Source organism: Paraburkholderia sp. (assembly GCF_049581445.1).
Taxonomy (GTDB): domain Bacteria; phylum Pseudomonadota; class Gammaproteobacteria; order Burkholderiales; family Burkholderiaceae; genus Paraburkholderia.
On the sequence record NZ_JBAURZ010000204.1, the window covers coordinates 1 to 8,534 of the forward strand.

General features: G+C 58.7%; 8 protein-coding genes. 4 read left to right on the forward strand and 4 right to left on the reverse strand.

What is annotated here, in order from left to right; translation table 11 throughout:
- Window positions 1-135 precede the first annotated feature (135 nt).
- The 3 genes from WCA85_RS18150 to WCA85_RS18160 form a co-directional block, all read right to left on the reverse strand.
- The gene (locus WCA85_RS18150) at window positions 136-642 is read right to left on the reverse strand and encodes a DUF192 domain-containing protein (protein ID WP_424066258.1); all 507 of its coding nucleotides are present in this window, start codon (window positions 640-642) and stop codon (window positions 136-138) included.
- A gap of 159 nt (window positions 643-801) precedes the next feature.
- Window positions 802-999 carry a hypothetical protein gene (locus WCA85_RS18155; RefSeq protein WP_424066260.1) on the reverse strand — a complete coding sequence of 66 codons (198 nt, stop codon included), beginning with the start codon at window positions 997-999 and terminating at the stop codon, window positions 802-804.
- Between the two features lie 394 nt (window positions 1,000-1,393).
- Window positions 1,394-1,963, reverse strand: coding sequence for a pseudouridine synthase (locus WCA85_RS18160; RefSeq protein ID WP_424066262.1), 570 nt, complete (start codon window positions 1,961-1,963; stop codon window positions 1,394-1,396).
- Window positions 1,964-2,321: 358 nt separating this feature from the next.
- Here WCA85_RS18160 and icd point away from each other — a divergent pair, with 358 nt between their 5' ends.
- Window positions 2,322-3,578 carry an NADP-dependent isocitrate dehydrogenase gene (gene icd, locus WCA85_RS18165; RefSeq protein ID WP_424066264.1) on the forward strand — a complete coding sequence of 419 codons (1,257 nt, stop codon included), beginning with the start codon at window positions 2,322-2,324 and terminating at the stop codon, window positions 3,576-3,578.
- A 444-nt stretch (window positions 3,579-4,022) separates the two neighbouring features.
- A complete protein-coding gene (locus WCA85_RS18170) occupies window positions 4,023-4,841 on the forward strand; it encodes a hypothetical protein (protein WP_424066266.1) in 819 nt (272 codons plus the stop codon).
- A gap of 280 nt (window positions 4,842-5,121) precedes the next feature.
- On the opposite strand, the gene cspD is transcribed toward WCA85_RS18170, so the two are convergent.
- Window positions 5,122-5,328, reverse strand: a complete 207-nt coding sequence (cspD, locus tag WCA85_RS18175) for a cold shock domain-containing protein CspD (protein WP_091011243.1) — start codon at window positions 5,326-5,328, stop codon at window positions 5,122-5,124.
- Window positions 5,329-5,894: 566 nt separating this feature from the next.
- Here cspD and clpS point away from each other — a divergent pair.
- Complete coding sequence (gene clpS, locus WCA85_RS18180; protein WP_117335599.1) at window positions 5,895-6,209, forward strand: ATP-dependent Clp protease adapter ClpS; 315 nt, start codon at window positions 5,895-5,897, stop codon at window positions 6,207-6,209.
- The gene (gene clpA, locus WCA85_RS18185; RefSeq protein WP_424066268.1) at window positions 6,206-8,497 is read left to right on the forward strand and encodes an ATP-dependent Clp protease ATP-binding subunit ClpA; all 2,292 of its coding nucleotides are present in this window, start codon (window positions 6,206-6,208) and stop codon (window positions 8,495-8,497) included. The genes clpS and clpA overlap by 4 nt, the downstream gene beginning before the upstream one ends.
- Window positions 8,498-8,534: the final 37 nt, after the last annotated feature.

An 8,534-nucleotide genomic window follows, 5' to 3' on the forward strand; every position in this document is an offset into this window, starting at 1 on the left:
GGGCGGGCGCGGCGGCGATGTGTCGGCGGTGGGGCGGGCACGGCGTTGCAGCGCGTGCGGCTCGCTCACCCGTCTCTGTGATGCGCAGTCAGCCCCGGAAGCGTCAGGCGCTATGCCAAGGTCGACGAGCAGCGGTTATTGAGCTGCCGGTAGCCCCTGCATGACCATGCCCGGCTTGATACCCTTCGACTCGAACCAGTCCTTGCTCATCTCCAGCGCGTACGCGCCGTTGTTGCGCGGGCAATGATTGTTGGTGGTTTCGGCGTCCATCTCGTCGATATCCGTGATCGTGCCATCCGCACGCATGAACGCAATCGACAGCGGAATCAGCGTGTTCTTCATCCAGAAGCAATGCACTGCGTTCTCGGGGAACACGAACAGCATGCCTTCGTTTGGCGCGAGTTGCGTGCGATACATCAGACCTTGCTCACGATCCGGATCAGTGGACGCAACCGCGGCGTCGATGACGAACATGCCGACCGTCAGCTTCGTGCGCGGAAACTCGCCTGGCTGCTTCGCACCGGGAGGCATCTGCTGCGCGTAGGCGCTATCAACGGGGGCGAGCATGAACGAGGCGGCAGCCAACGGCAACGCTACGGCAAACGCAAAGCGCGCGACTAACGAGCGCAGGGAAATTCGCACGGCAAGACTCCTGGCAGGAAATTAATCCGCGAATGTTACGCGAGCGCGTCAACGCACGTCAAAAACAAAAAGGCAGATCGCCTTGCGGTGATCTGCCTTTCAACGCCGTAAGAACGGCAAGTGCTGCTAGTTCTTGACTGCGTTTTTACGACAACAAACTTATTCCGAAGCGCCCGAAGCTGCGGCTGCTGCAGCTGCCTTCTTCTTGGTCGACTTCTTGTGCGTTGCCTTCTTCGTGGTCTTCTTTGCCGACGAAGCTGCTGCCGGTGCTGCCGAAGCTGCCATCGGTGCCGAAGCTTGTGCGAATGCTGCCGTTGCGAAGAGGCCAGCGACCAGAGCGGCGATCAGTTTGTTCATTTTGTGAATCCTCAGCTTTAGTTAATTAACCAAATGACCCGGTTATGTATGAGTCATGTCGGTAAACGTGCCATCCACCTTTCGGTTGACAGCCGTGTCGAACAAATTTCCAACACGTCTGTCGAGCGCTCAGACTCCCCGCACTGACCGCAAGAACGGCTTGCACAAAGGCCCTTAAGGCTGAATGCCGGATAGCTTTGGTCGGCATCTGCGTCGAATAACGCGTGAGCGCACTGCATGGTTGACGTAATTTTTCTGGAATTTTTATGCGTCGTTTTATTGACATTCATGAGATGCCGAATCAGGCGTTTGCAATGCATTTGCATAGATTGAAAATGCTTGCTGATACAACGGCTTAGCAGTTCGGCATTCAATGATTGCGCGCGTTATCGCGTTACGGCATACCGTCCCAGGGAGCACGTGCCGGCACTTCGCGCGACGCACCGGGTTCGAGGCCGAGCGCAAAGATGTCGAGTGCGCCGATTCCCACGCGCGCGAGACGCAGAGTGGGGAATCCGACAGCAGCCGTCATGCGGCGAACCTGGCGGTTCTTGCCTTCGGTGATCGCCAACTCGATCCAGGTGGTGGGAATCGCGGCGCGAAAGCGGATCGGCGGATTCCGCGGCCATAGCGCCTCGGGTGGTTCGATGATGCTCGCCTGACATGGGCGCGTCACATAGTCGCCCAGGTCGACGCCGCTCGCGAGTCGCTTGAGCGCTGCCGCGTCGGGGGCGCCTTCGACTTGCGCCCAATAACGTTTGACGAGTTTGTGACGAGGTTCGGCGATGCGGGCCTGAAGGGCGCCGTCGTCGGTGAGCAGCAGCAGACCTTCACTATCGGAGTCAAGCCGGCCCGCTGGATAAACGCCAGGCACCTTGACCCAGTCCGCGAGCGATGCGCGTGTTTCGTGCGGCGAGAACTGGCAGATGGTGCCGAACGGCTTGTTTAGAGCGAGGAGGCGCATGCGGATAATCCGGCGAAACCGGCTGATGGCGAAAGGACAGGGCCGCTTGGCGCCGCTCAACGTCCGCCGGGCCGGTGCTGTGGCAAATGGCGGGATAATAATGCATAATCTTCAGCGACATCTCTTATGTCTTATATAAGACATAAGAGCGAGGTGTCTTCGCATTCAGCAGCAATACCGGAAATCTCCGCGGCGATTGCGGCCCGCAAGGCGGCGCACCGCCGGGGCGCGTGTCCCACGGTGTGGGCTAGAATAGCCGCTCAGTCGCTTGCAGGCGTTTGGCATTGCGCGTAAGAAAGAGCGCCCAGTTTCGCAGTTCCCCTCTGCTTCAACTAGCAGCCATCACTGGAGTCCGATCATGCCGTATCAGCACATAAAGGTTCCGACGGGCGGAGACAAAATCACTGTCAACGCAGACTACTCGCTCAATGTTTCCGATCAGCCGATCATTCCGTTCATCGAAGGTGACGGCACTGGTACCGACATCACGCCGGTCATGATCAAGGTCGTCGATGCCGCAGTTGAAAAAGCCTACGCTGGCAAGAAGAAGATTCACTGGATGGAAGTGTATGCCGGCGAGAAGGCCACCCGGATCTATGGCCCGGACGTTTGGCTGCCGGAAGAAACGCTCGACGTGGTGAAGGAATACGTGGTCTCGATCAAAGGGCCGCTGACCACGCCGGTCGGCGGTGGCATCCGTTCGCTGAACGTCGCCTTGCGCCAGGAACTCGACCTGTATGTGTGTCTGCGGCCGGTACAGTATTTCAAGGGCGTGCCGTCGCCGGTGCGCGAGCCGGAAAAGACCAACATGGTGATCTTCCGTGAGAACTCCGAAGACATCTATGCGGGTATCGAATGGGCCGCTGGATCGGAGGATGCGAAGAAGGTTATCAAGTTCTTGCGCGAAGAAATGGGCGTGAAGAAGATCCGCTTTCCGGACACGTCGGCAATCGGCGTCAAGCCAGTGTCGAAGGAAGGCACGGAGCGGCTCGTACGCAAGGCTTTGCAGTACACCATCGACAACGATCGCCGTTCGCTCACGCTCGTGCACAAGGGCAACATCATGAAGTTCACCGAAGGCGCCTTCCGTGACTACGGGTATGCGCTGGCGCAGAAGGAATTCGGCGCCGAACTGGTGGATGGTGGCCCGTGGATGAAGTTCAAGAACCCGAAGACCGGCAACGATATTATCGTCAAGGACGTGATTGCCGATGCGTTCCTGCAGCAGATCCTGCTGCGTCCGGCTGAGTACGATGTGATCGCGACGTTGAACCTGAACGGCGATTACATCTCGGACGCGCTCGCGGCGCAGGTGGGGGGCATCGGCATCGCGCCGGGCGCGAATCTGTCGGATTCGGTTGCGATGTTTGAGGCAACGCACGGCACTGCGCCGAAGTATGCGGGCAAGGACTACGTGAATCCGGGTTCGGAAATCCTTTCGGCGGAAATGATGCTCCGTCACATGGGCTGGACCGAAGCGGCGGATATGATCATTTCGGCAATGGAAGCGTCGATTCTGCAAAAGCGCGTCACGTACGACTTCGCGCGCTTGATGGAAGGGGCGACCCAGGTATCGTGCTCGGGCTTCGGGCAGGTGATGATCGAAAATATGTAATTGCTGCCCACGGTGGCCTGAACCCGATCAAACGACCCCGGTAGATTGACGATCTCCGGGGTTTTTCTTTGGCTGTTTTTAGCCGCTTTCTTTGGTCGCCTAATTTACCGGTTTACCTGCGACGAATGGTCGCGATGGGTGATTTCGGCGCTATCCCGCAAAGACGCGCATGGCCTTGGCTATCCGCGTTGATCGGGCGGTGACGTTATCTGAATAGCGGCTGGCTCGACGCCTCTCCATTGAGACGAAACACTTCTTTAACAATTCTGAATGGCTGGGCGGCTTCCGGCGAAGCCGTCTCAATAACGACTGCGAAGGCGTGTCGCCTTCTTCGCGCCGCTAGGTCGCAAAAGCCCCCTCTGCTATAAGTTTGTTCCTTGCCCGGCGCTTCACCGATGCCGATCGGCGGCATCTCGAGGCGCTTCGGCATTGAGGGGGAGACTCATGACCGAAGAAAAAATCCATGCAAACGTTTATGTCGCGACTCCCAGTTACGGCGCCGTAGTGGCGACTGAGTATGTACTGGGTTTGCTCGACCTGTACGACGCAGCGTCGCGCGATGGCTTCGGCCTCCAGGTGTGCTTCAACAGTTTCGACAGCCTGATCACCCGTGCGCGCAACACCATGGTTGCGGAATTCCTTGCGGACAGCCGCTTCACACATCTGATGTGGATTGATGGCGACATCGGCTTCAAGGGCGACGACGTTGTACGGTTGCTGCGCGCAAACCGGCCTGTGGCCGCGGGCGTGTATCCGCTGAAACTCGACGGCTGGCCGATCTCGGGTTTGCCTGAAGCTTTGCCGGCCGGCACGACCAAGGCTGAGTTTCAGGCCCGCTTCGCCTCGTATCCTGCGGTCGCGCGTGCCGATCGCATGCAACCCGACGCCGACGGCTTCCTCGACGTCCTCTATGCGCCAACGGGATTCATGCTGATCAGGCGGGAGGTGTTTCTTGCCTTGATGGAACGCTTCCCGGAACTGCGCTGCCAGCCGCATCTCAAGGGGCGAGGCGAACATGACACCGGAGAGCTGGCGCAGTTTCACTATGCCTTCTTCGACACGATGATCGATCCGCAGACGCGCGAATACCTTTCCGAGGACTATGCGTTCTGCCGGCGAATTGGGCACATCGGTGTTACGCCCGCCATCGATACAAGGTCGAACTTTACGCACCAGGGAGTCGCGACTTTTCGGGGCGACGTGACGCGCAGCCTGGCGATGCAGCATTCGGTAGTACCTCAGGATGCGGAAGTGGATAGTTGAGGGAACAGGCCAGCGAATACGCGCCGCCCGCTTATTGTATCGACGGAGCGCGAGCGGGCGGTGCCTATGGAACGGCGGCACCGCCCGCTAATTGAGGTCGTCGTGTGGTGACGCTTGTCAGTTTACGCAAGTGGCACGGATTGGGGCAGTCTGCTGGACGCAGCGGCCCAAGGGTTGACGCGTTTGTGCCACTGGCGGCGAACCGGCGTCCGCAATCGCCGCCCAGAATGAAGAAACCCGGCACGAGGCCGGGTTTTCAGGGTACGGGTACCGAACAGACTCAGGCGGCGGCCTGGATGTTCGATGCCTGCTTGCCTTTGGGGCCCTGCACGACCTCAAAGCTTACCTTTTGACCTTCCTTCAGGGTTTTAAACCCATTCATCTGGATGGCCGAAAAGTGTGCAAACAGATCCTCACCGCCTTCGTCGGGCGTAATGAATCCGAAACCTTTCGCGTCATTGAACCATTTGACCGTACCAGTTGACATACCTACTTCCCCTGTAACTCATGACACCACCACGAGCCCTCGAAAAGCTTCACGACCGCGCGATGCAGCCGTTCCCTCTCACAAGCTCACCATCGGCATTTTTTCGATTATGTGGCTGACTGAAAAAAGTGCCAGCTTGATTGTTGAGGCTCTTTATTCGAGTGTCAAGAAAATTTTGAGACGCGGCTTTTGGCGTTGCAAACACCCCATTTCCAGGGTTTTTACCGCTTTTCTTATGTGCGGTGGCGCAAGCGTCCGGTCTTGAAAAGTCGCATAATCGACTCACATGCTGCCTTGCGGGTCGCTACCCCGGACGCAAAGGCGAAAGTCTTGCCACTTGAAGGTTTTGCACAGTGTCAACCGGCTTCGGCAGGTTGTGCGATACTCGTTCCGACTGCGCTGCAACTGCAGCAACGACATACTGGGAGGGCCGGTTCCGCAAACGGCTCTGTGCAAGGCGCACGCGTGACAGGCAGTGGCGTCATGTGGAGGCGAAACAGATCACCGGCCAGCCGGTCGGGTTTTGACAGGATTGCGGGCCTGTCCGAGTTGTTTAGAATGGGTGTATGGCAATTATCCCGGACAAGCAGGACGGCACCGTACTGGAGCGGCAGGAAAAAAAGCTGAAGCCGCCGGCCATGTACAAGGTGGTGCTAATGAACGACGACTTCACGCCAATGGAATTTGTCGTGATGATCGTTCAAGAGTATTTCAATAAAGATCGTGAAACCGCAACACAGATTATGTTGAAGGTGCATCGCGAAGGTAGGGGAGTTTGTGGGGTCTATACGCGGGACATCGCGTCGACCAAAGTCGAGCAAGTCGTTACCCACGCACGGCAGGCCGGGCATCCGCTGCAGTGTGTGATGGAGGAAGCATGATTGCCCAGGAACTGGAAGTCAGCTTGCACATGGCGTTCATGGAAGCACGCCAGGCGCGGCACGAGTTCATTACGGTCGAACATCTTTTACTGGCCCTGTTGGACAATCCGACGGCCGCAGAGGTGTTGCGCGCATGCGCGGCCAACATCGAGGATCTGCGCCAGAACCTGCGCAACTTCATTCATGACAATACGCCGACCGTGCCAGGCACGGACGACGTGGACACGCAGCCTACGCTGGGTTTCCAGCGCGTGATCCAGCGCGCCATCATGCATGTGCAGTCGACCTCGAATGGCAAGAAGGAAGTTACCGGCGCAAATGTGCTGGTGGCGATCTTCGGCGAAAAAGATTCGCACGCGGTGTACTACCTGCAGCAGCAGGGCGTGACGCGTCTGGACGTGGTGAACTTCATCTCGCACGGCATTGCAAAGACCAGCAGCACCGACGCCGCCAAGGCGAGCGATGCGAATGCCGAGTCTGACGAAGCCGCTGCGCAGAAGGAAACGCCGCTCGCGCAATTCACGCAGAACCTGAACCAGATGGCGAAAGACGGCCGCATCGATCCGCTGATCGGACGCGAGTCGGAAGTCGAGCGTGTGGTGCAGGTGCTGTGCCGTCGCCGCAAGAACAATCCGCTGCTAGTCGGTGAGGCCGGTGTTGGTAAAACCGCGATTGCCGAAGGGCTCGCCTGGCGCATTACGCGCGGCGAAGTGCCGGACATCCTGGCGGACGCGCAGGTGTATTCGCTCGATATGGGCGCTTTGCTTGCCGGCACCAAATACCGCGGCGATTTTGAACAGCGCCTGAAGACGGTCCTGAAGGAACTGAAGGAACGTCCGCACGCCATCCTGTTCATCGACGAAATTCACACGCTGATCGGCGCGGGCGCCGCGTCGGGCGGCACGCTGGACGCGTCGAATCTGCTCAAGCCGGCGCTGTCGTCGGGCACGCTCAAGTGCATCGGCGCTACGACGTTCACCGAGTACCGCGGCATCTTCGAAAAAGATGCGGCGCTGTCACGCCGGTTCCAGAAGGTCGATGTGACCGAGCCGACCGTCGAACAGACAGTGGCGATCCTGCGTGGGCTGAAGTCGCGTTTCGAAGAGCACCATGGCGTGAAGTACTCGTCGGGTGCGCTGTCGGCGGCGGCTGAGTTGTCGGCGCGCTTCATCACGGATCGTCATTTGCCGGATAAGGCCATTGACGTGATCGACGAAGCGGGTGCGGCACAACGCATCCTGCCGAAGTCGAAGCAGAAGAAGACTATCGGCAAGGGTGAGATCGAGGAAATCATCTCGAAGATCGCGCGTGTCCCGCCGCAAAGCGTGTCGCAAGACGACCGCAGCAAGCTGCAGACGCTGGATCGCGACCTGAAGAGCGTGGTGTTCGGGCAAGACCCGGCTATCGACGCTCTGTCGGCTGCTATCAAGATGGCGCGTGCAGGTCTCGGCAAGCTGGACAAGCCGATTGGCGCGTTCCTGTTCTCCGGCCCGACCGGTGTCGGCAAGACTGAAGTGGCGAAGCAACTGGCGTTCACGCTGGGTATCGAGCTGATCCGCTTCGACATGTCGGAGTATATGGAGCGTCACGCGGTAAGCCGGTTGATCGGCGCGCCGCCGGGCTATGTCGGGTTCGATCAGGGCGGTCTGTTGACGGAAGCCGTGACGAAAAAGCCGCATTGCGTGTTGCTGCTCGACGAAATCGAGAAAGCGCATCCGGACATCTACAACGTGCTGCTGCAGGTCATGGACCACGGCACGCTGACGGACAACAACGGGCGCAAGGCGGATTTCCGTAACGTCATCATCATCATGACGACGAACGCGGGTGCCGAGGCGATGGGCAAGTCGGTGATCGGCTTCACCACGCGCCGCGAAACCGGCGACGAAATGGTCGACATCAAGCGTATGTTCACGCCTGAGTTCCGTAATCGTCTGGACGCAACGATCAGCTTCCGCTCGCTTGATGAAGAAATCATCATGCGCGTGGTCGACAAGTTCCTGATGCAACTGGAAGATCAGTTGCACGAGAAGAAGGTCGACGCACTCTTCACCGACGCGCTGCGCGCGCATCTGGCCAAGCATGGCTTCGATCCGCTGATGGGCGCTCGTCCGATGCAGCGTCTGATCCAGGACACGATCCGTCGTGCGCTGGCAGACGAACTGCTGTTCGGCAAGCTGATGAGCGGCGGCCGCGTCACGGTGGACGTGGATGCGGAAGACAAGGTGCAACTGACGTTCGACGAACAACCGGCTCCGCGCAATTCGGAAACGATCGAAGTCGAGTAAGCGTCAGCGTGTCCTAGGCAGTTTGACGAAGTAAAAG

Bases quoted from the DNA above. Each gene is read 5' to 3' on its own strand.
- cspD (WP_091011243.1), bottom strand. From the start codon at position 5,328: ATGTCAACTGGTACGGTCAAATGGTTCAATGACGCGAAAGGTTTCGGA.
- WCA85_RS18155 (WP_424066260.1), bottom strand. From the start codon at position 999: ATGAACAAACTGATCGCCGCTCTGGTCGCTGGCCTCTTCGCAACGGCA.
- WCA85_RS18170 (WP_424066266.1), top strand. From the start codon at position 4,023: ATGACCGAAGAAAAAATCCATGCAAACGTTTATGTCGCGACTCCCAGT.
- icd (WP_424066264.1), top strand. From the start codon at position 2,322: ATGCCGTATCAGCACATAAAGGTTCCGACGGGCGGAGACAAAATCACT.
- clpA (WP_424066268.1), top strand. From the start codon at position 6,206: ATGATTGCCCAGGAACTGGAAGTCAGCTTGCACATGGCGTTCATGGAA.
- clpS (WP_117335599.1), top strand. From the start codon at position 5,895: ATGGCAATTATCCCGGACAAGCAGGACGGCACCGTACTGGAGCGGCAG.
- WCA85_RS18160 (WP_424066262.1), bottom strand. From the start codon at position 1,963: ATGCGCCTCCTCGCTCTAAACAAGCCGTTCGGCACCATCTGCCAGTTC.